The 23,470-nt window shown below is 45.7% G+C and carries 19 protein-coding genes; 15 read left to right on the forward strand and 4 right to left on the reverse strand.

The features are described from left to right. Positions 1 to 116: 116 nt before the first annotated feature. Together rarD and ACVBJC_RS18420 are read right to left on the reverse strand one after the other, a co-directional pair. Positions 117 to 1,004: an EamA family transporter RarD gene (gene rarD, locus ACVBJC_RS18415; protein WP_447162384.1), complete on the reverse strand. Its 888-nt coding sequence runs from the start codon at positions 1,002 to 1,004 to the stop codon at positions 117 to 119. Between the two features lie 179 nt (positions 1,005 to 1,183). After that, positions 1,184 to 1,648 (reverse strand): thioesterase family protein, encoded by a 465-nt coding sequence (locus tag ACVBJC_RS18420; protein WP_447162385.1) that lies wholly within the window; start codon positions 1,646 to 1,648, stop codon positions 1,184 to 1,186. Positions 1,649 to 1,821: 173 nt separating this feature from the next. Here ACVBJC_RS18420 and recQ point away from each other — a divergent pair, with 173 nt between their 5' ends. Next, positions 1,822 to 3,645: a DNA helicase RecQ gene (gene recQ, locus ACVBJC_RS18425; protein ID WP_447162386.1), complete on the forward strand. Its 1,824-nt coding sequence runs from the start codon at positions 1,822 to 1,824 to the stop codon at positions 3,643 to 3,645. A gap of 54 nt (positions 3,646 to 3,699) precedes the next feature. Here the strand turns inward: recQ and ACVBJC_RS18430 are convergent, their stop codons facing one another. Further along, positions 3,700 to 5,460, reverse strand: a complete 1,761-nt coding sequence (locus tag ACVBJC_RS18430; RefSeq protein WP_447162387.1) for a tetratricopeptide repeat protein — start codon at positions 5,458 to 5,460, stop codon at positions 3,700 to 3,702. Between the two features lie 569 nt (positions 5,461 to 6,029). On the opposite strand from ACVBJC_RS18430, the gene leuA reads away from it, so the two are divergent. From leuA to glpK, 7 genes are all read left to right on the forward strand, one after another. Beyond that, positions 6,030 to 7,601 (forward strand): 2-isopropylmalate synthase, encoded by a 1,572-nt coding sequence (gene leuA, locus ACVBJC_RS18435; RefSeq protein ID WP_447162388.1) that lies wholly within the window; start codon positions 6,030 to 6,032, stop codon positions 7,599 to 7,601. A gap of 86 nt (positions 7,602 to 7,687) precedes the next feature. Continuing rightward, on the forward strand, positions 7,688 to 8,782 hold the full coding sequence (leuB, locus tag ACVBJC_RS18440; protein WP_447162389.1) for a 3-isopropylmalate dehydrogenase: 1,095 nt from the start codon (positions 7,688 to 7,690) through the stop codon (positions 8,780 to 8,782). 2 nt (positions 8,783 to 8,784) lie between these two features. Further along, positions 8,785 to 10,185, forward strand: a complete 1,401-nt coding sequence (gene leuC, locus ACVBJC_RS18445; protein ID WP_447162390.1) for a 3-isopropylmalate dehydratase large subunit — start codon at positions 8,785 to 8,787, stop codon at positions 10,183 to 10,185. Positions 10,186 to 10,194: 9 nt separating this feature from the next. Beyond that, on the forward strand, positions 10,195 to 10,800 hold the full coding sequence (gene leuD / locus ACVBJC_RS18450) for a 3-isopropylmalate dehydratase small subunit (RefSeq protein WP_447162391.1): 606 nt from the start codon (positions 10,195 to 10,197) through the stop codon (positions 10,798 to 10,800). Positions 10,801 to 11,314: 514 nt separating this feature from the next. Beyond that, positions 11,315 to 12,601: an outer membrane protein transport protein gene (locus tag ACVBJC_RS18455; protein WP_447162392.1), complete on the forward strand. Its 1,287-nt coding sequence runs from the start codon at positions 11,315 to 11,317 to the stop codon at positions 12,599 to 12,601. A 401-nt stretch (positions 12,602 to 13,002) separates the two neighbouring features. Next, positions 13,003 to 13,539, forward strand: a complete 537-nt coding sequence (locus ACVBJC_RS18460) for a nuclear transport factor 2 family protein (RefSeq protein ID WP_447162393.1) — start codon at positions 13,003 to 13,005, stop codon at positions 13,537 to 13,539. Positions 13,540 to 13,550: 11 nt separating this feature from the next. Next, positions 13,551 to 15,032 carry a glycerol kinase GlpK gene (gene glpK, locus ACVBJC_RS18465; protein ID WP_447162394.1) on the forward strand — a complete coding sequence of 494 codons (1,482 nt, stop codon included), beginning with the start codon at positions 13,551 to 13,553 and terminating at the stop codon, positions 15,030 to 15,032. Between the two features lie 22 nt (positions 15,033 to 15,054). On the opposite strand, the gene ACVBJC_RS18470 is transcribed toward glpK, so the two are convergent. Further along, positions 15,055 to 15,483, reverse strand: a complete 429-nt coding sequence (locus ACVBJC_RS18470) for a hypothetical protein (RefSeq protein WP_447162395.1) — start codon at positions 15,481 to 15,483, stop codon at positions 15,055 to 15,057. Positions 15,484 to 15,983: 500 nt separating this feature from the next. Between ACVBJC_RS18470 and mraZ the strand changes: the two genes are divergently transcribed. Genes mraZ through mraY form a run of 7 tightly spaced genes read left to right on the forward strand, consistent with a single transcriptional unit; the run spans position 15,984 to position 23,408 of the window. Next, positions 15,984 to 16,442 carry a division/cell wall cluster transcriptional repressor MraZ gene (mraZ, locus tag ACVBJC_RS18475; protein ID WP_447162396.1) on the forward strand — a complete coding sequence of 153 codons (459 nt, stop codon included), beginning with the start codon at positions 15,984 to 15,986 and terminating at the stop codon, positions 16,440 to 16,442. Between the two features lie 29 nt (positions 16,443 to 16,471). Beyond that, positions 16,472 to 17,419, forward strand: a complete 948-nt coding sequence (gene rsmH / locus ACVBJC_RS18480; RefSeq protein ID WP_447162397.1) for a 16S rRNA (cytosine(1402)-N(4))-methyltransferase RsmH — start codon at positions 16,472 to 16,474, stop codon at positions 17,417 to 17,419. 17 nt (positions 17,420 to 17,436) lie between these two features. After that, positions 17,437 to 17,751, forward strand: a complete 315-nt coding sequence (gene ftsL / locus ACVBJC_RS18485) for a cell division protein FtsL (protein WP_447162398.1) — start codon at positions 17,437 to 17,439, stop codon at positions 17,749 to 17,751. Further along, positions 17,748 to 19,484 (forward strand): peptidoglycan D,D-transpeptidase FtsI family protein, encoded by a 1,737-nt coding sequence (locus ACVBJC_RS18490; RefSeq protein WP_447162399.1) that lies wholly within the window; start codon positions 17,748 to 17,750, stop codon positions 19,482 to 19,484. The genes ftsL and ACVBJC_RS18490 overlap by 4 nt, the downstream gene beginning before the upstream one ends. Continuing rightward, positions 19,484 to 20,950 (forward strand): UDP-N-acetylmuramoyl-L-alanyl-D-glutamate--2,6-diaminopimelate ligase, encoded by a 1,467-nt coding sequence (murE, locus tag ACVBJC_RS18495; protein ID WP_447162400.1) that lies wholly within the window; start codon positions 19,484 to 19,486, stop codon positions 20,948 to 20,950. The genes ACVBJC_RS18490 and murE overlap by 1 nt, the downstream gene beginning before the upstream one ends. Continuing rightward, positions 20,947 to 22,326 carry a UDP-N-acetylmuramoyl-tripeptide--D-alanyl-D-alanine ligase gene (locus tag ACVBJC_RS18500; protein WP_447162401.1) on the forward strand — a complete coding sequence of 460 codons (1,380 nt, stop codon included), beginning with the start codon at positions 20,947 to 20,949 and terminating at the stop codon, positions 22,324 to 22,326. The genes murE and ACVBJC_RS18500 overlap by 4 nt, the downstream gene beginning before the upstream one ends. After that, the gene (mraY, locus tag ACVBJC_RS18505; RefSeq protein WP_447162402.1) at positions 22,326 to 23,408 is read left to right on the forward strand and encodes a phospho-N-acetylmuramoyl-pentapeptide-transferase; all 1,083 of its coding nucleotides are present in this window, start codon (positions 22,326 to 22,328) and stop codon (positions 23,406 to 23,408) included. The genes ACVBJC_RS18500 and mraY overlap by 1 nt, the downstream gene beginning before the upstream one ends. The last annotated feature ends 62 nt before the right edge of the window (positions 23,409 to 23,470 follow it).

A 23,470-nucleotide genomic window follows, 5' to 3' on the forward strand; every position in this document is an offset into this window, starting at 1 on the left:
TCCCCAGAACAGTAAAACCAAGGCCTCAACGGTATGCCAAAAATAAAAATGCCGTTCACCTTAAGTGAACGGCATTAAACCTCAGGTTCGCTTTTTTGTTTAAGATTCAAGACGGCTTATTTCTTAGCTTTTCTTTTATAAAACATATCAGTAGTAAACAATATCAATGCTGCCCAAATGAACGCGAAAGTAATGCCTTTTTCGGCATCGAATGGTTCATTGAATAAGCTGATTGCTAGCACAAACATGATACTTGGACCTATGTATTGAAAAAATCCTAGCATTGAAAAGGGGATCCTCACCGCCGCGGAGGCAAAGCACAATAGAGGAATCGTGGTGACGATACCGGCTGCCACTAGCAGTAGATTCAAATGCCAATCGTTAGTGAGCAGATGAGTTAATGAATCGCCCATATTGGTAAACAGGAAAATTAGCGCGATTGGCATCAAAATAGCGGTTTCTACCAATAAGCCTGTCTTGGCGTCGACATTCACTTTTTTACGCAGTAAACCGTAAAATGCAAACGAGCAAGCTAAACCAAGTGATACCAATGGAATTGAGCCAAATGAGATCAGCTGGATCATCACGCCAGTTGCCGCAAGAGCAACAGCGGCCCACTGGAGTTTACGTAGGCGCTCACCGAGAAATATCATCGCTAAGCTAACGTTCACTAACGGGTTAATGAAGTAACCTAGGCTGGCATCGAGCATATGGTCGTTATTGACCGCCCAAATAAACAGTAACCAGTTACCGGCAATCAGTACTGATGTGACACAAAGTACCGCGAGTTGCTTTGGCTGTTTAAGTAAGTGACGCAGGCGGGCAAAACCACCGAACAGTGCAATTAATATTGTCACAAAGAAAAATGACCAGATCACTCGGTGCAGCAAGATCTCAGATGCAGGAACATCGCCGAGTAACTTAAAATAGATCGGGGCAAACCCCCAAAGGGTATAGGCGCAAATGGCGTACAGTATGCCTTTACGGTATTCAGTTTCTTGCATTGGAATGTACTAAATAGGAAAGTAGCCGCAGATTGTAGTCTTGCTAAGCAATAGACTCAAGCGGGTGGGCGGCTTTATTGGAGTGGCTTACTGTTGTGTGAATTTGACAGCTAGGAAACTTTAGCTGCCACTTAAAGCTAAGCGAGTGATTTGTTTTTATTTAATGTCTGGTTTCACGTCTAGCCAACCATATAAGTGCCTGTGCCAAAAGCAATATGGTCGCCTTTTTCGTTATGCAGTTCCATTCTTGAAACTGATACACGATTACCTGCGCGGATCACTGTGCCTGTCCCTGTAAATATTTCACCACGGCCAGGTCGAAGGTAGTCAATTCTAAGATCGATTGTGCCTAACGTTTTAATACGATGTGCTAACTCTTCAATGCTCCAGTCGTCACGGCTTGCTACTAACCCTGAAAACGCTGTGAGGCCGCCGACGACATCAAGGACTGTAGCCGTAACCCCGCCATGAAGGATCTGCTGATGAATATTGCCAATCAGCTCAGGTTTCATGGTCACCTGGATCTCTACACCGTCCATATCATATCGCTTGATATCCATACCAAGCAGGTTATGAAAGGGCACGTGCTTGTCAAAAATCTCAGCGACTCTTCGTAGTGTCTCTTGTTGAATAAGCTGACTCATCTTGCATCCTTGTTTGCTGATTGGAAATCTTATTGGCCACTTTAGAGTATTTAATCTATCGCTAATGGATGGGGTGATGCAAGCTCAAATTTTATTCATTAGCGAGAATCGAGAGAGACAATGTCGCTCGCCTCAATTAGAATAGTCGACCCTATTTTTAATACAGGTTTACTATGGATCCGGTTGCGCTCGATAATTCGGTCGATCAATTATCTTCCACCCTTCAGTCGGTATTTGGTTACCGTACTTTTAGAGAGGGGCAGCGAGAGGTTATTGAACAGATCTGCGCGGGACAAGATTGCTTAGTTATCATGCCTACTGGCGGTGGTAAAAGCCTGTGTTATCAATTACCTGCATTAATCATGCCTGGTCTGACAGTTGTTGTCTCCCCCCTGATCTCCTTAATGAAAGATCAGGTTGATAGCCTTATTCAAACGGGTGTATCTGCAGCTTACTTAAACTCCTCTCAACCAAGAGAAGAGAGTCTGCAAGTTTTGCAGAAGATGCGTTATGGCGAGCTGAAGTTATTGTACGTATCGCCAGAGCGTTTACTGCAGGCAAGTTTTATCGACAGATTGCATGAGCTTAATGTATCGCTATTTGCTATCGATGAAGCGCACTGTATCTCTCAGTGGGGCCATGACTTTAGACCTGAATATGCCGCGTTAGGCCGATTACGTCAGCAGTTTCCGCAAGTCCCCATCATGGCGCTGACTGCGACAGCCGATAAAGCGACTCGAGCCGATATTTGTGAGCGGTTAACCATAACACCACATTCACTGTTAACCAGTTTTGATCGACCTAACATTCGCTATACCGTGGCTGAAAAACTCAATGCAGCAAATCAGTTGCGTCAGTTTGTTGATGCACAAAACGGCACCAGTGGCATTGTGTACTGTAGTAGCCGTCGCCGGGTTGATGAGGTCGCTGAGCGCTTGCGTCTGCAAGGGCATCAAGCCGAAGCTTACCATGCGGGTAAAACGCAAGAAGAGCGAGCAGATGTACAAGATAGGTTTCTAAAAGATCAGTTAGACATAGTGGTTGCAACTGTGGCATTTGGCATGGGGATCAACAAATCTAACGTGCGCTATGTGGTGCATTACGATATTCCCAAGAGTGTAGAAGCTTATTATCAAGAAACCGGACGAGCAGGGCGTGATGGGCTGGACTCTGAAGCATTAATGCTGTTTGACCCTGCCGATATTGGCCGGGTGCGGCACTTAATCGAGCAGTCAGAGCCTGGTCCGCAGCAGCAAGTCGAGTTTCATAAGCTTAATACCATGGCAGCCTTTGCCGAGGCGCAGACTTGTCGTCGCCAGGTGCTACTGCATTACTTCGATGAAAGTGCGCAAAAGGCCTGTGGTAACTGCGATATCTGCTTAGATCCGCCCAAAAAATACAATGGCATTCAAGATGCTCAAAAAGTGTTGTCTTGTATCTACCGTATTGGGCAACGCTTTGGTATTAATCATCTTATTGACGTGCTGCGTGGTTCAAAGTCGGCGAATGTGATTGAACGTGGACATGACAAGTTATCTACGTGGGGCATTGGTAAAGAGAAAAGCCACGAGCATTGGTTAAGCGTGATCCGTCAGTTGATCCATTTGGGCCTTGCCAATCAAGATATCACCCGTGGGTCTTCGGTCACCTTGAATCCTTCTGCGCGAGCAGTGTTAAAGGGTGAGGTGGAGTTATTACTCGCTGAGCCAAGAATCGTTATTCAAACCACTAAGCGACGCAGTACTAATACTCGCGCACCACTCAATTACGATCGTAAGCTGTTTGCTAGGCTTAAACTGCTGCGCCGTACGCTGGCTGAAGAGTTAGATGTACCACCTTATTTGGTATTTAACGATGCGACGTTAGCTGAGATGGCGGCGATATTACCAACCAGTCCTGGAGAAATGTTGGCGGTAAACGGTGTTGGTGAGCGTAAACTTGAACGGTTTGGTGGCGAGTTCTTAGATGAAATAGCGGATTATCTTGCCGAAGGCTAATCAGCCTTTGAGCTTATTTAGGACTATTTATTGCAATGTTTGAAGGGTTGAAGTCTAGCGGCTGTTAGTGACAGGAATGAGTCGTCTAAGTTGGCTAACATTGGCGCGCTTTATCATAGATTGTAAGTTATCAAACTGCTGCATGCTGGCAAGACCAATGTTGACCTTGCTGTTGTTTTGCCATACCGCCATGGTGCCGGAGAGCTGCTCGATGACGTTAATCGCGGCAGCCTCTGAAGTATGGGGTAACATGATTAACAGCTGCTGCTCAGATTGTAAAAACAGCTGATCTTGCTCTCTTAACTTCGTCTTTAGTTGTTCAATCATAATCGGCATATCACTGTTTAACACGCCACTAGGGTCGAGTACTAACAATGACAGTGGATAATGTGCGTGTTTACTGACACTCAGTAAATCTTCCATTTTTTGCTTGCCGGTCGCATTAGGCTTTATCGGCGTCGGCTCTTTAGAGGTTGGCGATGTTTTTGGTGTTTGTTTGTGATACCAGGCGATAAAGATGATTAAGCTGAAAAGAATAAATACAATTGGTAAGAATTGACCTGAAATTAATTGGCTGGGTACGACTGCTGCGTTGATACTTTGCTGATGTTCGGAGGCCTGTTGTTGGCGGCTTAAGTCTGATTTTAAATGAGATAACCAAACATTTTGGATAAATAGAGTTTCATTCTCGGTAGCTTGGAACTGCTTAAGCTGGTAATCGTAGGCTAAAGCAAAATCTTTCTTCTCGGCAAAGTATTTAGCTAACACGGCATAACAAAATTTTAGATCAGTATATAGATTTTTTTGTTGAGCAATCGCTATGGCTTCATTCATCTGCTCTAAGCCTAACTCCTCTTGACCTTGAGCCAAATTAACCTGAGCTAATAGGTGTAAAGCGCTAATGGTTGCGCTCGCGTTAGACTCTTTCTTAAACGTGTTAATGCTTAATTGAAGCAGTTGTTCGGCACTACTATATTTACTGCTACTAAAATCAATAAAGGCAATTTGCATATAGGCCTTGGCTAGTTCAAAAGGGCTACCAAGTTCTGCGAGCTTGCTGCGTGCTACCTGAACGTAATGATCCCTTAACTTAGCTTGATGATTAGATTGGGCTAGGTTAGCGGCATCAATTGCCAGGTTAAGCGCTATTTTTCCTGCTGAATTAACATCTTTGAGCGCCTTGTCTAAAAAGGCCTTTGCTTCTTTGGGTTCATTTTCTTCTATCAGTAACTTAGCCATGGATGCATTTAAGTAGGCGATGGGCGTGAGTAGCCACTGCTGATCTTGCTGTTTAACTTGTGGATAAAGGTCTAACGCTAGACGTAAGTCTTCAATAGCGGTGTCGTTATGCTGAACCTTAGCGTCAAGTTGACTTCTGAGCCATAAGCCATTAATCAAGGCCTGGGGTTGTTTTAGGCGACGAGACATGGTGATAGATGAATGAATTAACGGCAGGGCTTGTTGGTAATTACCATAGTGAACGTATGCTTGGGCCATACAGTTGAGAAAGTAAGGTCTTGCTTCATCTAGCTTCAGGCGTTTTGCTTTGGCTTCGTTAAATCGCGCTAAGTTAATTGCGGCTGCATTTTCCCCTAACTGCAGATAGGTTTCACACTTAAATGCGCTCATTCGCAGCTGTAAAACTTGGGGGTCTAAATAGGCGTGGAGTTGTTGTTCGAAGTCGTGGATGGTATTTAATGCTTTGCTGGGATACTGATAGACAGTGGTATTAAGCTGATCTAGCTGCTCTAGGGTTAATGAATACGCAGGTGAAAGCCACAGCGTAAAGCTGAGGATCATAATACGAAAATCCATTTTAAAACGCTCCAAGGGTAACCCTTACCCACTTTCCATCGAATAAGGCCGCATTATAGCGAATCTAAATGAAATATGCATAAAAAAGCTTGTGACGCGAGAATATTGCGACAGGTTAATTATATGTCTGCTTTTTTGCGATAAAAACGTGTTCTTGCATGTTATTACGCCGATTACTGTCTTTTATTTCGCTTTTAAGAGCGATAATTAGCCTGAAAATAACTGAAGTAAGCTAATTTATGGTTGACACTGATGCGTATGCACGTTAAAAATTAACCGAACCCGCTATGGTGTTGGGAATATTTATCTAGTTATGGTGAATATAAAATCGTAACAAATAGAAAGTAGGTTAATTAACGTGATGATATATACCCGTGTATTACTAGGACTCCTTTTTCTCATTCTCGCAGGATCTGCGCGGAGGACTTAGTGCTATACGCTTAAAAATAAGCCTGCATTAATAAACCCCGCCAAGACGCGGGGTTTTTTGTATTTAAAGCAATCGCTATTAAACGCCAAATAGCAACGTGAACGCATAACTGAACAATGATGTTCAATGGAGAAGATAGATGTCTAACCGAGTGATTATATTTGACACCACCTTACGTGATGGTGAACAAGCATTAGCAGCAAGTTTAACGGTTAAAGAAAAGCTTCAAATTGCATTAGCGTTAGAGCGTTTAGGCGTTGACGTGATGGAGGTGGGGTTTCCCGTTTCTTCACCGGGTGATTTTGAGTCGGTGCAAACAATTGCAAGAACGATTAAGAATAGTCGCGTATGTGCTTTGTCCAGAGCATTAGAAAAAGATATCGATGCGGCGGCCCAGGCTTTGTCAGTAGCGGATCAGTTTCGCATCCACACCTTTATATCGACATCGACCATTCACGTCGAAAGTAAGTTAAAGCGCTCGTTTGACCAGGTGTTAGAGATGGCAGTTGGGGCGGTTAAATACGCGCGTCGATTTACCGATGATGTTGAGTTCTCCTGTGAAGATGCCGGGCGCACACCTATCGATAACTTGTGCCGTATGGTGGAAGAGGCGATTAAGGCTGGCGCACGCACGATTAATATTCCTGACACGGTTGGTTACACGGTGCCAAGCGAATTTGGCGGCATTATTCAAACGCTGTTTAACCGCGTCCCCAATATTGATCAGGCGGTGATCTCAGTGCATTGCCATGACGACTTAGGGTTGTCGGTAGCCAATTCTATTACTGCCGTGCAGCACGGTGCACGACAAATTGAATGTACCGTAAATGGTATTGGTGAACGCGCGGGTAACTGTTCATTAGAAGAGATCGCCATGATCCTATCAACTCGTAAGGGCGAGTTAGGCTTGGAAACGGGCATTAATGCCAAAGAGATCCACCGTACATCTAGCTTAGTGAGCCAACTTTGTAATATGCCGGTGCAGGCGAATAAGGCCATTGTTGGCGCGAATGCATTCACTCACTCATCAGGCATTCACCAAGATGGCATGCTAAAAGCGCAAAACACGTATGAGATCATGACACCTGAGAGTATTGGTCTTAATCGTAATAACTTAAATATGACCTCACGCTCTGGCCGCCACGTTATTAAGCACCGCATGAGCGAGCTTGGTTATGGTGAGCAAGATTACGATATGGACGTATTGTATGAAGACTTCCTGGCGTTAGCAGATAAAAAGGGGCAGGTGTTTGATTATGACTTAGAAGCGTTAGCCTTTATGGAGGCGCAAGCTGAAGCCGATGATCATTTTAAGCTGCAGCAATTAGTGGTGCATTCAGACTCAACCGAAGGCAGTGCCACTGCGACGGTAAAAGTGGCTGTTAATGGTGAAATAATTACCGAGGCGGCGACAGGTAACGGTCCGGTTGATGCTGCTTATAAAGCGGTTGCCCGTGCCAGTGGCTGCGAAACCAATATCACTAGTTACCAGCTAAGTGCAAAAGGCGAAGGGCAAAATGCATTAGGCCAGGTGGATATTACCGCTAAATACCGTGAGCAAAATTTCCATGGTGTGGGTCTGGCAACCGACGTTGTTGAAGCTTCTGCCAAGGCCTTGATTCATGTGATGAACCTGACATGGCGCGCCGATAAAGTGGCTGATTGCAAACAGCGTATTCAACAGAACAAGAGAGAGCTCGGTGGCGTGTAAGCCATCGAATCGACACTAAGGTGTTTGAGCGTAAGAATAAGTTTAACGAACAAATTGAAGAATAAACCACAGGAGTGAGCCGAAGTATGAGTTATCAGATTGCAGTACTGGCCGGAGATGGCATTGGACCAGAGGTGATGGCTGAAGCACGTAAGGTGTTAAAAGCAGTTGAACAACGTTTTACACTTTCTATTGAGTATTCTGAGTACGATGTTGGCGGCGCTGCTATTGATAATCATGGCTGCCCACTTCCTGCAGAAACCCTAAAAGGCTGTGAAGCTGCTGATGCGATACTATTTGGTTCAGTAGGCGGTCCTAAATGGGAACACTTAGCACCAAACGATCAACCTGAGCGTGGTGCCTTATTACCACTTCGCGGCCACTTTGAGCTGTTCTGTAATATGCGCCCAGCCAAATTACACGCAGGCCTTGAGCATATGTCACCGCTGCGTAGTGATATCTCTTCTCGTGGTTTCGATGTGGTTTGTGTTCGCGAGTTAACAAGCGGGATCTATTTTGGTAAGCCTAAGGGGCGCCAAGGTGAAGGCGAAAACGAAGAAGCGTTTGATACTATGCGCTATAGCCGCAAAGAGATCCGACGCATTGCAAAAATCGCCTTTGAAACCGCGCAAGGGCGTCGTAAGAAAGTCACCTCTGTCGATAAAGCCAATGTACTTGCTTGTTCAGTGTTATGGCGAGAAGTGGTTGAAGAGGTTGCTAAAGACTTTCCAGATGTTGAGCTAGAACATATCTATATCGATAACGCGACCATGCAACTACTCCGTCGTCCCGATGAATTTGACGTCATGCTGTGCTCTAACCTTTTTGGCGACATCATCTCTGATGAAATTGCCATGTTAACAGGCTCGATGGGCTTACTTTCCTCTATTAGCATGAATAGCTCAGGCTTTGGTTTGTATGAACCTGCTGGTGGTAGTGCACCTGACATTGCTGGTCAAGGCATTGCTAACCCAGTAGCGCAAATTCTTTCGGCTGCATTATTACTGCGTCATAGCCTAAAGCAAGAAGAGGCGGCAACAACGATTGAAAATGCAGTCGGTCAGGCATTGAGTGACGGTTACCTAACTGGTGAGCTACTTGCTACTGAAGATCGCCACAACGCTAAATCAACCAGCGAGATGGGTGATTATATTGCCAAGCTTGTGCGAGAAGGAGTGTAGTCATGGCTAAGACATTATATGAAAAGGTATGGGATAACCATATTGTGTTTACAGCCGAAGGTGAGGCGCCAATTATCTATGTAGATCGGCATTTAGTGCATGAAGTGACGTCTCCTCAAGCCTTTAGTGGACTAAAAGTGGCTGGGCGTAAATTACGTGCACCAGAAAAAACCTTCGCGACGATGGATCACAATACCTCCACCACGAGTGCCAGTTTAGATGCGTTAAGCCCAATGGCGCGCACGCAGGTTGAAACCCTAGAGCGTAACTGTAAAGAGTTCGGTGTACGTCTTTATGATATCCACCATAAAAACCAGGGTATTGTACATGTGATGGGCCCAGAGCTAGGTATCACCTTGCCGGGTACCGTAATTGTATGTGGCGACTCACATACTGCAACCCATGGCGCTTTTGGTGCGCTGGCCTTTGGCATTGGAACCTCTGAAGTCGAGCATGTGATGGCAACGCAAACTTTGCGCCAGCTTAAAGCTAAGACGATGAAGATTGAAGTGCGCGGTCATGTTGCTGATGGCATTACGGCTAAAGATATCGTGCTGGCCATTATTGGCAAAATTGGTATGGATGGCGGTACAGGCTATGTGGTCGAATTCTGCGGTGAAGCGATTGAAGCCTTAACGATGGAAGGCCGCATGACAGTTTGTAATATGGCCATCGAAATGGGCGCCAAAGCAGGCATGATAGCACCCGATGCCACAACAGCTGAGTACTTAGAGGGTCGTGAGTTTGCACCTAAGGGCACAAGCTGGAAGCAAGCAGTTAAAGCATGGAGTCAGCTAAAAACTGATGCCGATGCCGTATTTGACGCGACCGTAGTGATTGAAGCTAAAGATATTGCACCACAATTAACCTGGGGCACTAACCCTGGACAAGTCGTGGCGATCGATCAACTGGTTCCTAATCCCGCTCAAGAAAGCAACCCTACGGTCAAAACCAGCATTGAGAAAGCGCTAGAGTACGTAGATTTATCCGCGGGCACCTTAATGACCGATGTCAGCATTAATAAGGTATTTATCGGTTCGTGTACCAACTCTCGCATTGAAGATCTACGCGCAGCAGCGGTGCATGCTAAAGGTCGCAAGGTGGCTGACGGTGTTAAAGCCATCGTCGTGCCGGGTTCGGGTCTAGTGAAAGAGCAAGCAGAAGCAGAAGGCTTAGATAAAATCTTCTTAGATGCAGGCTTTGAGTGGCGCTTACCGGGCTGCTCTATGTGTTTAGCGATGAACGATGACAAGTTAGAAGCAGGCGATCGCTGCGCTTCGACCAGTAATCGTAATTTTGAAGGTCGACAAGGACGAGGTAGTCGTACTCACTTAGTGAGTCCAGCTATGGCAGCCGCCGCAGCGGTTGCGGGTCATTTTGTTGATATTCGTAAACCATACTAGGAGAGCAGCATGCAACCATTTATCTCACATACGGGGCTTGCGGTTATCTTAGATAGTGCAAACGTCGATACCGACCAGATCATCCCTAAGCAATTTTTGTCTAAGGTGACCCGAGACGGCTTTGGTGTTCATTTATTTCATGATTGGCGTTATCTAGATGATGCAGGCGATAAGCCAAATCCTGATTTTACTTTGAATAAGCCTCGCTATAAGGGGGCGTCAGTTTTGGTGTCGCAGGAAAACTTTGGCTGTGGTTCAAGCCGAGAGCATGCACCATGGGCATTGGCTGATTTTGGTTTTAAAGTGATTATTGCGCCAAGCTTTGCCGATATCTTTTATGGTAACTCTATTAATAATGGTTTGTTGCCGGTAAAGCTCGCTGACGCAGAAGTTAAACAGCTAATGACTGAGGTTGAAGCTGAAGAAGGGGCGGAGATCGGTATTGATCTTCAGGCTTTAACAGTGACCAGTCCTTCAGGCGCGGTATTCCATTTTGATATTGCTCAGTCGGCAAGACACAATTTATTAAATGGATTAGATGCGATTGGGCTAACCCTGTCACATGCCGATACGATTGCTAATTATGAAGCTAACATTCCATCTTGGAGAGTCTAAATACATTAAAAAAGCGACTAAAAATTAGCGTACAGCTGTACCATTATTGAGTTTTGCTGAAGCCATTTAGATTTTTTTCTAAATGGCTTTGTTTAATTTAGCCTTTGCTATATAAGTTAAGTTGCTGTTTTTGTTTTATTTGATTGTGTATCCCCGTCTGAATGAATCTGATCTTATAAATGTGCCAGTTATTATCACTACTATTTGGCTTAATTTATAGAGTACATTCGTACGCGCCATATCTTGGTGCTATCCTTATGATTAATAAGTTTATTTCCTCAGTGTGTAACCAATCATTAATATCATTCAGCGACGGTAACCCCTGATGCTGGCACAGTTCTTATGTTTTAAAGTGTGATCTCTTCTATATTTATTCTGCCTGTCGTTATTTTTGCCAGTGTTTTGTGCTGTTTTTTATAAAGTACTTGAAAAGATATTCTGCAGTTGTAAAATCGCCGACATTAAAAAGTGGAGTTAATACTCTACTTCTTGTTAACATAATTAGAGATAACAAATGAATAAGCGTTTAATAACTCTTGCTGTGAGTACAGCACTTTTGGGGACGGTTACACAGGTTCAAGCTGCTGGTTTTCAATTAGCTGAATACTCTGCAACTGGGTTGGGTCGTGCGTATGCTGGTGAAGCAGCCATGGCCGATAACGCTGCTGCGCAATTTCGTAACCCTGCGATGCTTACCTATTTAGAAGGCACTCAACTTAGCACGGGTGCGATATTGGTTATGCCAGATATTGATGTCGATGGTTACGTCACATCAAATGGTGTTACAACACCATCATCAGCAAAAGATATCGCTGGCGATGCCGTAGTTCCTAACTTCTACGTATCTCATCAGTTAAATGACCAATGGTTCCTTGGTTTAGCCGTTGGCAGTAACTTCGGTATGGCGACTGAACTAGATGATGACTTCCTTGCGACTCAGTTTGGTAATGAAGCTTCGATTATGGCAATCGAAATCAACCCGAACGTTGCATATCGCATAAACGAGCAATTCAGTGTTGGTGCGGGTGTGCGTTTGGTTCTTGGTGAAGGAAGTTTCGGCGCTCAGGCTCCAACAGGAACAATCGTGCCTGCAGGCTCGACGCTTAAGTATATGGAAGGCGATGACATCTCTTGGGGTTGGCAGTTAGGTGGTGCATGGCAGATTAACGCCGATAACCGTATCGGTTTTAACTACCGCTCTGAAGTAGAGCAAAACCTTGAAGGCGACGCTAAAGGTCTAGGTTTTGACGTTGCCATGCTAATGCAAGGTAAAGCACCTTCTAGTCATTATGATGGATCAATGGAGCTTGCACTTCCAGCTACAGCAGAAATTGCTAGCTTCCATCAGTTGACTGAGAAACTTGCTATCCACGCAAGTGTTAACTGGACTGATTGGAGTTCGTTTGAAAAGCTAGAAGCAATGATCCCAGAGATCTCTGCCAATCCTATTCTAGTTAAGCAAGAGAACTGGGAAGACAACTACCGTTTTGCCGTTGGTGCAACTTACCAGTTGTCACAAAAATCAACGCTAAGAACAGGTGTTGCTTACGACCAAGCTGCAGTGTCTGATGCTAATCGTACAACCACAATTCCTGAAGTTGACCGTTTATGGTTGAGCGTGGGTTATGGTTACCAGTATAGCGACAACCTAGATTTCGATTTTGGTGCAACTTACATCTTTGCTGATGAGTCTCCAATTCATGAACATGAAGCTGACTCTGCTATGTTTGGCGGTACTTTCGAAGGTCAGGTTAGCGGCAACATCATTCTAGTTGGTGTTCAGGCGACTTACCGCTTCTAATGTAGCCTCTAGTACGGGACTTACCTTAGCCACAATTAAGGTGTTTAGCCCTGACAGTTTTAATTTAAAGCCTCGCCTATGCGAGGCTTTTTGTTAGAACATTTCGCTGCCGACTTTTACGTTAAATGACTTCTAGTTAAATGACTTTGCCGGGGAGCACTTGCATGTAGAGCGCGGTCAACAATAGCATCATTTATTGGCCTTTAATTCGTTTGCCAACAACATACTGAGTCGAGCACTTTCTTATACTGATGGGTATAACTACTGCTGAGTTGGATGAGCGGTCAGTTTCGTGGTAAAAAAGAATGAAGCACATTTAGATGATGATAACTACAAGGTCTCCTTGTAGTGCGTTATTCAACCCACTGCCCAAAAGCATAAAAATAAATAAGAGGTTCACCATGAAACCCAAGATTTGGTTACTGGCTATCGGTTCAGCATTGATGAGCGTATCGCCACTGGCTAGCGCTAGTAATACTTTAGCGATTGAAGCTCAACAGCCCGATTCTGTGACAGTCGTAAAACAGTTTATTCAAGGCTTTAATAATCATAGTGTCGAGCAGTTACTGCAACATACTACGCCTAATGTGCATTGGTTTAATTTATCGGGCACTAAAATGGATGTTGAAACAGCGACTCAGCATGAGCTGGGGGCGGCTATGACGGACTATTTTTCCAGTCTAACTGACGCCCATGCCACATTGAGGCAGATAGTCGTGTCGGCAAATTATGTCAGTACCGTTGAAGAGGTGACTTGGAGCCATGAAGGTGAGCAAAGTAGTCAGTGTAGCCTTGGTGTTTATCAGTTATCGGGCGATAAAATTAGTGCGGTTTGGTATTACCCTGCCCATGCTTGTGATCAAACCACATGGGTAGAGAGCAGCGAGCCAGGCATTGTTCAGCCAGAGATCGGCCTATTAAAAGAAACGCGTCAATAAGGAAAGCATACGTGTCAAAGAAATACATCATTGCACTGGATCAAGGTACTACTAGTTCTCGAGCCATCGTGTTTGATCACAATACCAATATGGTCGCTAGCTGCCAGCGTGAGTTTAGTCAGATGTACCCAAAACCGGGTTGGGTTGAACATGACGCGATGGAGATCTGGGCTTCGCAAAGTTCGACACTCATTGAGGCATTAGCGCGAGCTGACATTCATAGTGAAGATGTTGCCGCTATCGGCATTACCAACCAGCGCGAAACCACTGTGATATGGGATAAAGCGACAGGCAAGCCGGTTTACAATGCAATTGTATGGCAATGCCGTCGTAGTAAAGCTATCTGTGATGACTTAAAAGCACAGGGGCTGGAAGATTATGTTAAGCAAGCAACAGGTTTACTGCTTGATCCTTATTTCTCTGGCACAAAAATTAAGTGGATTCTGGATAATGTAGCAGGAGTGAGGGAGCGCGCGGAAAAAGGTGAGTTGCTATTCGGCACGATTGATACCTGGCTGGTGTGGAAGCTCACCGAGGGACAAGCCCATGTCACCGATCCAACGAATGCATCGCGCACCCTGTTATTTAATATTCACACCCAAGAGTGGGATGAGACTCTGCTTAAGGCGCTCAATATTCCGCGTTCAATTTTACCAGAGGTCAAACCTTCTTCGGCTGTTTACGGTCATACTCGTATCGTGGGTGAAGGTAGCCATATTGCTATAGCAGGTATGGCTGGCGATCAGCAGGCGGCATTGTTTGGTCAGCTTTGTATTGAAGAGGGGATGGCAAAAAATACTTATGGCACCGGGTGTTTCTTATTAATGAATACCGGTCTTGAGGCCGTTCAGTCACAGCATGGGCTATTAACCACTATAGCCATTGGTGCTAATGGTGAGGTGAATTACGCGCTAGAGGGCTCGGTTTTCATGGGCGGCGCCACAGTGCAATGGCTTAGAGATGAGCTGGGGCTTATTCGTGATGCACAAGATACCGAATACTTTGCCTCTAAAGTTGAAGATACCCATGGGGTATATTTAATTCCTGCGTTTGTCGGTTTGGGCGCGCCATACTGGGATCCAGACGCGAGGGGCGCCTTAGTGGGGTTAACTCGGGGCGCTAATCGTAACCATATCATTAGGGCCGCACTTGAAGCGATAGCTTATCAAAGTCGTGATTTGCTTGATGCCATGGCTAAAGATAGTCATGTTGAGCTTAAGCAGATTAAAGTCGATGGCGGTGCGGTAGCGAACGATTTCTTAATGCAGTTTCAGTCAGATATTACCAATGTTGAAGTTCAGCGGCCTGATTTAACTGAAACCACGGCCATGGGGGCCGCATTTCTAGCGGGATTGGCGGTCGGGTTTTGGGAGTCAACTGATGAGCTAAAGCTGAAAGCGGGAGTGGAGCGTAGCTTTACGCCACAGATCACGGCACAAAAACGCGATAGCTTATATCAAGGCTGGCAAGATGCTGTGGCTCGGATCCGCTAAGCGATAACCACTAACCACAAAGCTATACATTGATGTCGATCTTAGTGTGGATCGACTCACTCTGTTTTGTTGCGGGTTCAGACTCTGTTGAGCTAGCAGGCTCGTTAAAATGAGTTGGCTGGTTAGAATGAGTCGCCTCAGCTGATTGAGCTATTTGCGGCAGAGTCAGTTCTTCTGGATTATCTTGTGCTTCTTTAGCTCGGCGGTCTTTGCTTGCGCCTTTTCTTCTCTCTAGGCTGGGGTCGAGTTGGTAAGCAATTTGTTGATCTTTGCGCCTATCATCGCTTGAAGAGCGCCTTTCTAGGTGAGGCGGTAGTTGAGACTGTGGCGGCTCATGGCTATCGGCACTGATTGCAGCACTATTATCGATACGCTTTACTTTTTCCTTAGTCTTTAGCTTCGATAAGACCGGCTTAGCAAGCATGGCATATACACTATCTAGACTAATCATTTGGCACCCCAGCATTAAATGTGATTATCTATTTATCGGCATGAGCTGGTTAAAATTTAGCCTTTATTTTGAGGTGAGCAAATTTATCCTGTATTGGAGGCGTAATTTGCAACCAATTTGGTTAATTATGATTAATTTAAAGCTAAGTCATCTCGATGCTACTGTGCTTTTATCTGGCAATTTTGAATAAGGTCATCTGCGTTAACGCCAATTTTATGGGGGAAATATCCACAATGGGCTTTAAATGCGGTCAATGCCCCCCTGTCTTCTGTCTGTTTTTCCTACTTTTTAGCCCAGAAGTCACATAGCATCCCCACTTAAATCCCTAGTAGGCTTATTCATTTTATTTTAATCAAAATGCGCTGCTAACCCGCTTGGTTGCTGGATCTTAAATAAGCGGCTTTCCTTGACAAGTCTTGCGTTCTATCCCTAAACTTAGCTGTTGTGGGGAAATGTGGATATTTGTGGGTAATTTATAGAATAACAGGGATGACAATAAGGTGTTTTCTGGGGCCAGCGCTATAAACCTTGATACAAAAGGACGGATCGCAATACCAAAGCGATACCGTGAGCCGCTGCACGCCTGCCATAATAGTCAACTTGTGATCACTGTAGATATTCAATCCTCTTGTTTATTGCTGTATCCCATTCAAGAGTGGGACAAAGTTGCAGCTAAACTCGCGTTACTTTCCGACACACAGCCTACCGAAAGAGCAATTAAACGCATGTTGCTCGGATACGCCCACGAATGTGAATTAGATGGTAACGGTCGCATGCTGTTACCAACGCCTTTACGTCAATATGCCAACTTAGATAAGCGGGCGATGTTAGTCGGTCAGCTCAACAAGTTTGAGCTGTGGGACGAAGCGGCATGGCAACAACAGATTGAGCAGAGTCGATTAGCGATTCTTAATGAAGATTTGGCTGCTAACGAACGTTTGGCAGATTTTTCACTTTAGCGAGTGATACTTAAAAGTAGAAGAAACCCATGACACAAGAATTTGAACACCTATCAGTCCTGTTAACGGAAACAGTTGCTGGCTTAAACATAAAACCTGATGGCATCTATATCGATGGCACATTTGGTCGTGGTGGTCATTCTAGAAAAGTTCTTGAAGAACTTGGACCGAATGGAAGATTGATTGCTATCGATCGTGATCCGCAGGCGATCGCAGCGGCGCAGCAGTTTAAAGATGATAGCCGTTTTCAAATTGTGCATGGTGGTTTTGGCCAGTTGGCAGACTATGTAGAAGAGTTAGGCCTGAAAGGCAAAATTGATGGCGTGTTGTTGGACTTTGGCGTTTCATCGCCTCAGCTCGATGATGCGGAACGTGGTTTTAGTTTCTTAAGAGACGGCCCATTAGATATGCGTATGGACAACTCTCAGGGACAAACTGCAGCCCAGTGGATTGCTCGCGCCGAAATCGAAGATATGGCGTGGGTGTTTAAAACCTATGGCGAAGAGAAAAATGCGCGCCATATTGCTCGCTGTATCGCAGCCGATCGTGAGAAAGCCCCTTTTTTGCGCACCAAAGAGCTTGCGGACTTAATCGCTCGAATCACTAAGAACAAAGAGCGTAATAAGCATCCAGCTACTCGCGTATTCCAAGCTATCCGTATTTATATCAACAGTGAACTAGAGCAAATTGACCAGGCTCTAGAAGGCGCATTAACCGTGTTAGCGCCAGAAGGTCGCTTGTCAGTGATCAGCTTCCATTCGCTTGAAGACCGTATGGTAAAACGCTTCATTCGTCGTAATAGCCAAGGCGAAAGCGTACCTCATGGCCTGCCTATTACTGAAGAAGAGATTAATAAGTCACGTAAGCTCAAGGGCGTTGGTAAAGCGATTAAGCCTTCAGCAGAAGAGATTGAGCGTAACGCAAGAGCACGTAGCTCGGTGCTGCGTATTGCCCAACGCTTACCTTACGAAGTGTAAGTGAGCTAGAGGTTAGCGTGAGTAAATCGCAATTGAATTTAACTCGAATCGTGTTGCTAGATCTTTGGCATCACAAATGGGTCATGATCTTAGCATTGCTGGTGATGCTAAATGCGATTGCGGTGGTGTACACCAGTCATGAAGGACGAAAGTACACCAGCCAGTGGGATCAGTTATTACAAGAAAGAGACAGGCTAGATATTGAATGGCGTAACTTGCTTTTAGAAGAGCAGTCACGGTCTGAGCATAGCCGTATAACCCGCATAGCGACTAAAGAGCTTAATATGAATCGTCCGCTACCAAAAGATGAGGTTGTCGTAAGAGTGCCATGAGCAAACAGGCAAAGCGTAAACAAAAACCACAGTTAATCCAATGGCGTTTATACGTCGTGGTGGCTTTTGTTTGCCTGCTGTTTACCAGTTTGGTTGGCCGAGCTGCTTATATTCAAATCATCGAGCCTGAAATGCTACGTCACCAAAGTGACATGCGTACACTGCGCACCACGAGTCGTGAAGTGCAGCGTGGCCTCATCACCGACCGTAATGGTGAGATGCTCGCGGTGAGTGTGCCGGTCAAAGCGGTATATGCCGATCCTAAAGTAGTTCATGACAAGAATGGTTTTGCTGATATGCGCCGCTGGCAAGCATTAGCGGATGTTTTGCATGAGCCAAAAGAAGATATTCTTAAACGTGTTCAGTCTAATCCTCGTAAACGCTTTACCTACCTTAAACGCCAAGTGACTCCAGCGGTTGCCGACTATATCAAACAGTTAAAGCTACCGGGTGTTTACCTTAAGCCTGAATCACGTCGTTATTACCCAACCGGTGAGATCTCGGCGCAGTTAGTAGGTATCACCAATATCGATGATAAAGGCATTGAAGGGCTTGAAAATAGCTATAACGACTGGCTAACTGGCACGCCGAGCAAGCAAAAAGTACGAAAGTCACGTGACGGTCATGTCGTCGAGCGTCTTGATATGGTGCAGGAGGGCGAGAGCCCTAATGACTTAGTGCTAAGTATTGACCAACGCATTCAACAGCTTGCCTATCGCGAGCTTAAAAAAGCCACTGAGATTAACCAAGCAACATCCGGTTCTATCGTGGTGTTAGATGTGCATACCGGTGAAGTATTGGCAATGGCTAACACGCCATCGTACAACCCTAATTCTCGCGAAAACCTGCAAAGTTATCGTATGCGTAACCGCGCCCTAACTGACTCCTATGAGCCTGGTTCTACTATCAAGCCATTTGTGGTCGCAGCGGCACTCGAAGCTGGCACCATTAAGGCTGATCAGATTATTAAGACCAATCCTGGTCGTATGCGCATCGGCGGTAAAATCGTCCGTGACGGTCGAAACTATGGCGATCTTTCCCTGAGTGGCATTTTGGTGCATTCCAGTAACGTGGGTATGACAAAGATTGCGTTATCTATGCCTGTGCAGGAACTATTAGGCGCCTACCAAACCATGGGGCTGGGTAATTATTCTGGAATAAATTTAGAAGGTGAAAGTGCCGGGCTTATTCACGACCGTCGTCGTTGGTCTGAGTTTGAACGTGCGACCTTGTCTTTTGGTTACGGCTTAATGGCCACACCACTACAGCTTGCAAGAATGTACTCAATTTTGGGCAACAAGGGCGTACTGTACCCAGTTTCGATTTTAAAACTAAAACAAAAGCCTGAAGGTACCCAAGTGCTTTCTCCTGAAGTGGCACAAGGTGTCATGGAGATGTTGGTTGGAGTGACAGAAAAAGGTGGCACCGCGCGTAAGGCCCATATTGAAGGTTATCCAGTAGCGGGGAAAACCGGTACTGCACGTAAGGCGGTAGCCGGTGGTTATGGCGAAGACTACGTAGCGTTATTTGCCGGCGTTGCTCCTGTGCACAATCCTAAACTCGCCATTGCCGTTGTAGTGAATGAGCCAAAAGGCGATCGCTATTATGGCGGCGATGTTGCGGCGCCCGTTTTTGCCGCGGTCATGTCAGGTGCTTTACAAATGCTAAACGTTGAGCCTATTTCAAATCGTGAAAAGGTCCGTTTAGCTGCTAATTCTAGGAGTGTTGAATAATGCTAATACGCGATCTATTAGCGCCATGGTTCCATTATTCGGGAGCCGAAGACTTCTTGGAGCTCACACTAGATAGCCGTGCTGTACAAGCTGGCTACCTGTTCGTTGCTATTCCAGGCTATCAAGTCGATGGTCGCAAATATATTACTGCAGCCTTTGAGCGCGGTGCAGTCGCAGCCTTAGTGCATACCGACTCACCCGATGAGCACGGTAAGGTTATCAATGAGGCTGGGCTCCAGATCCTATTTTTCCAGCTGAATAGACAAATTTCAGCCTTGGCTGCGCAAGCTTATCCACTGTCTCAATCGCGCCCCCAAATTATTGGCGTGACAGGGACTAATGGCAAAACCTCTGTGACTCAGCTAGTGGCACAGTTGCAATTATTGCAGGGTAAAACAACTGCGGTGATGGGGACCTTAGGTAATGGTTTGTGGGGCGAACTTGTTGATAGTGGCAACACCACCGCCGATCCCATCACGCTTATTAAACAGTTGCAAGATTTTGAACAACGCGGCGCCGATACCTGCGCAATGGAAGTCTCTAGCCATGGTCTAGTGCAAGGGCGGGTCGAGGCAGTTCCATTTGATGTGGCGGTATTTACCAACTTAAGTCGTGATCACTTAGATTATCATCACACCATGGATGCCTATGGTGCAGCCAAAAAGCGCTTGTTCCAATTTGCCAGCCTACGCGCGGGCTTAATTAATTGTGATGATGCCTTAGGTCGAGACTGGCTTGCAGAGCTAGCGTCAGACAAGCTTATCGGCTTTAGTATCAAAGCGGATGCCAAGGCTGCCATTTATAGCAAAGATTGTCATTTTCATGATGGTGGCGTGTCATGCACCTTGGTTTGGCCAACGGGTGAGGCCAAGCTTAACTCTCCGTTACTCGGCGACTTTAACCTCTCAAACCTATTAGCAGCCCTAGGCGCGCTTTACCTACTCGGTGAAGATATGCATGCGCTGGTGGCACTAGCAGAAAAGCTGGAGCCGGTAGCAGGTCGTATGGAGCGTTTTACCACTAAAAATGGCGTCACATTGGTGGTTGATTATGCCCACACTCCAGATGCTATTGAGCAGGCGCTAAAAGCGCTCAGAGTGCATTGTAAAGGCCTGCTTTGGTGTGTGTTCGGTTGTGGTGGCGACAGAGATAAGGGCAAGCGCCCTATGATGGCCGCAAGTGCAGAGCAGTTTGCCGATAAGGTGATGGTGACTAACGATAACTCGCGCAGTGAAGATCCGAATGCAATTATTGCCGATATTTTAGCGGGGCTACAGCGGCCTGAAGACGCGTTAACACAAGTTGATCGTCAAGCGGCTATTAAAGAAGTTGTGGCTCAGGCAGTTGCGGGCGATATGGTATTGCTAGCAGGTAAAGGTCATGAAACCTATCAAGAGATTAATGGTGCAAGATTGAATTACGATGAAAGAGCATTTACAAGAGCCATTGCAGAAGGTGAAGCATGATTAGCGTTTCTTTGGCCGAGCTAGCGAGCCGCTTAAATGGTCAACTTGTTGGCAGCGACGTGCTGATAGATAGCGTTTCAAGCGACAGTCGTGCAGTAAACAGCCAAACCCTGTTTGTGGCACTGAAAGGCGAGAATTTTGATGGCCACGTTTTTGCACAAGCTGCAGTCGACGCGGGTGCTAATGCGTTGCTGGTTGAGCGGGAGTTGCCGATAAATGCCAGCCAGCTTATCGTCAGTAATAGTCAAAAGGCGATGGGTGAGATTGGTGCATATGTGCGTGAAAAGCTTGCCCCAGTTTGTGTGGCATTAACCGGTTCAAACGGTAAAACCAGCGTAAAAGAGATGATTGCGACAATTTTGACGCAGAAACATCAAGTGCTTTATACCGCAGGCAATTTCAATAACGAAATTGGTGTGCCCTTGACCCTATTAAGGTTACAAGCGGGTGATGAATTTGGCGTATTTGAACTCGGAGCAAACCATGCTGGTGAGATTGATTATACCTCTAGCTTAGTTAAGCCAAGTGTTGCCATGGTCAATAACGTGGCGTCGGCTCACCTTGAGGGCTTTGGTTCTTTAGAGGGCGTGGCTAAGGCCAAATCTGAGATCTTTAACCATATTGGCACTGGTGGCACCGCGGTGATTAATGCCGATGATGCATTTGCTGATGTCATGCTTCAGGCGTCTAGCCATGTTAAGCAGTTATGTTTTGGCGTTAAAAATGAAACGTCGAGAGATCTTGATGTTTTTGCAACAGATTTGATGGCTGACGCCTATGGACGTTATGCCTTTAGCCTTTGCTACGGTGCAGAAGTACATAGAGTTAAATTGCCGTTAGCGGGACGTCATCAGGTGTCAAATGCATTGGCCGCTACAAGCATGTGCCTTGCACTGGATCTGTCTTTAGCTGAGATCTGCCAAGGACTTAGTCAGCTACAACCTGTAAAAGGACGTATGCTGCCAAGTCAACTTGGACGAGTGACAGTGATTGATGACAGTTACAATGCAAATCCGGCTTCAGTGGGGGCGGCAATTGACTGGCTTCAAGAAATTAAAGGAAATCGCTGTTTAGTGCTGGGCGATTTGGGTGAATTAGGCGACAATGCCGCCCTTTTGCATTGTGAGCTTGGGGAATTAGCCAAGGCCAAAGGCGTTAACGCGCTGTTTTGTGTCGGTACGCTAAGCGAAGGTGCAAGTCATGCTTTTGGTTCCACTCACTATCACGATATCGATGATTTAGTTGCAGGATTAATTCAATACATTAATGAGTTACCGGCTGAAATCACAGTGCTAGTGAAAGGTTCTCGCAGTGCGAGAATGGAACGTGTAGTAGAAGCTTTAACAATGGCCTATGGTCGCGGGGAGTTTGTTTAATGCTGGTTTACCTGGCTGAGTATTTAACCCAGTTTTACAGTGGGTTTAACGTATTTTCTTATGTCACCTTTCGAGCAATCTTAGGCTTGATGACGGCAATGGTATTTAGTCTTTGGTGGGGACCGAAGATGATTGCTCGGCTGCAGCTAATGCAAATTGGCCAAGTCGTGCGCAATGATGGTCCTGAATCGCACTTTAGCAAACGCGGCACGCCAACGATGGGGGGATTATTGATCCTTGCCGGTGTGTTTATTAGTGTGTTGTTGTGGGGCGATCTTGGTAGCCGTTACGTATGGGTAGTGCTGTTTGTATTAGGTAGCTTTGGCTTAATCGGCTTTATTGATGATTACCGTAAAGTGGTGCGTAAAGACACTAAAGGCTTAATTGCTCGGTGGAAGTACTTACTGCAATCTTTGGCTGCACTAGTTATAGCAGTGTATTTATATGCATCAGCACAAAGCCCGGGTGAAACCCAGTTAGTCGTGCCTTTCTTTAAAGATATTATGCCTCAGCTTGGCGGCTTCTTTATCGTGCTGGTTTATTTCACTATTGTGGGCTCAAGCAATGCAGTGAATTTAACTGACGGTCTCGACGGTTTGGCGATTATGCCGACGGTTATGGTCGCGGCAGCATTTGCCTTGATTGCTTACCTGTCTGGTCACGTTCAGTTTGCTAGCTACTTACATCTTCCTTACTTGCCTGGTGCGGGTGAGCTTGTGATTGTTTGTACCGCAATTGTTGGTGCAGGCCTAGGCTTCTTGTGGTTTAACACTTATCCAGCGCAAGTCTTTATGGGTGATGTTGGATCTTTAGCGCTAGGTGCAGCTTTAGGCGCAATTGCGGTGTTGGTTCGTCAAGAAATCTTATTGGTGATTATGGGTGGCGTCTTTGTGATGGAGACGGTATCGGTGATCCTACAAGTTGGCTCTTATAAGCTGCGTGGACAGCGCATCTTCCGCATGGCACCTATTCATCATCATTATGAGTTGAAGGGCTGGCCGGAGCCGAGAGTGATTGTACGTTTTTGGATTATTTCTTTGTTCCTCGTCCTACTTGGATTGGCGACATTAAAGCTTAGATAAGCTAAATAACAGCTTGAAATTAGATAGCACAGTTAATTTAAACAACAGGATTACATAGGTCT

The sequence above is a fragment of the Shewanella sp. 0m-6 genome (assembly GCF_052977325.1).

Excerpts from the sequence above, each read along its gene's own strand:
- rarD (WP_447162384.1), bottom strand. The coding sequence starts at position 1,004 with ATGCAAGAAACTGAATACCGTAAAGGCATACTGTACGCCATTTGCGCC.
- ACVBJC_RS18420 (WP_447162385.1), bottom strand. The coding sequence starts at position 1,648 with ATGAGTCAGCTTATTCAACAAGAGACACTACGAAGAGTCGCTGAGATT.
- recQ (WP_447162386.1), top strand. The coding sequence starts at position 1,822 with ATGGATCCGGTTGCGCTCGATAATTCGGTCGATCAATTATCTTCCACC.
- ACVBJC_RS18430 (WP_447162387.1), bottom strand. The coding sequence starts at position 5,460 with ATGGATTTTCGTATTATGATCCTCAGCTTTACGCTGTGGCTTTCACCT.
- leuA (WP_447162388.1), top strand. The coding sequence starts at position 6,030 with ATGTCTAACCGAGTGATTATATTTGACACCACCTTACGTGATGGTGAA.
- leuB (WP_447162389.1), top strand. The coding sequence starts at position 7,688 with ATGAGTTATCAGATTGCAGTACTGGCCGGAGATGGCATTGGACCAGAG.
- leuC (WP_447162390.1), top strand. The coding sequence starts at position 8,785 with ATGGCTAAGACATTATATGAAAAGGTATGGGATAACCATATTGTGTTT.
- leuD (WP_447162391.1), top strand. The coding sequence starts at position 10,195 with ATGCAACCATTTATCTCACATACGGGGCTTGCGGTTATCTTAGATAGT.
- ACVBJC_RS18455 (WP_447162392.1), top strand. The coding sequence starts at position 11,315 with ATGAATAAGCGTTTAATAACTCTTGCTGTGAGTACAGCACTTTTGGGG.
- ACVBJC_RS18460 (WP_447162393.1), top strand. The coding sequence starts at position 13,003 with ATGAAACCCAAGATTTGGTTACTGGCTATCGGTTCAGCATTGATGAGC.
- ACVBJC_RS18470 (WP_447162395.1), bottom strand. The coding sequence starts at position 15,483 with ATGATTAGTCTAGATAGTGTATATGCCATGCTTGCTAAGCCGGTCTTA.
- rsmH (WP_447162397.1), top strand. The coding sequence starts at position 16,472 with ATGACACAAGAATTTGAACACCTATCAGTCCTGTTAACGGAAACAGTT.
- ACVBJC_RS18490 (WP_447162399.1), top strand. The coding sequence starts at position 17,748 with ATGAGCAAACAGGCAAAGCGTAAACAAAAACCACAGTTAATCCAATGG.
- murE (WP_447162400.1), top strand. The coding sequence starts at position 19,484 with ATGCTAATACGCGATCTATTAGCGCCATGGTTCCATTATTCGGGAGCC.
- ACVBJC_RS18500 (WP_447162401.1), top strand. The coding sequence starts at position 20,947 with ATGATTAGCGTTTCTTTGGCCGAGCTAGCGAGCCGCTTAAATGGTCAA.
- mraY (WP_447162402.1), top strand. The coding sequence starts at position 22,326 with ATGCTGGTTTACCTGGCTGAGTATTTAACCCAGTTTTACAGTGGGTTT.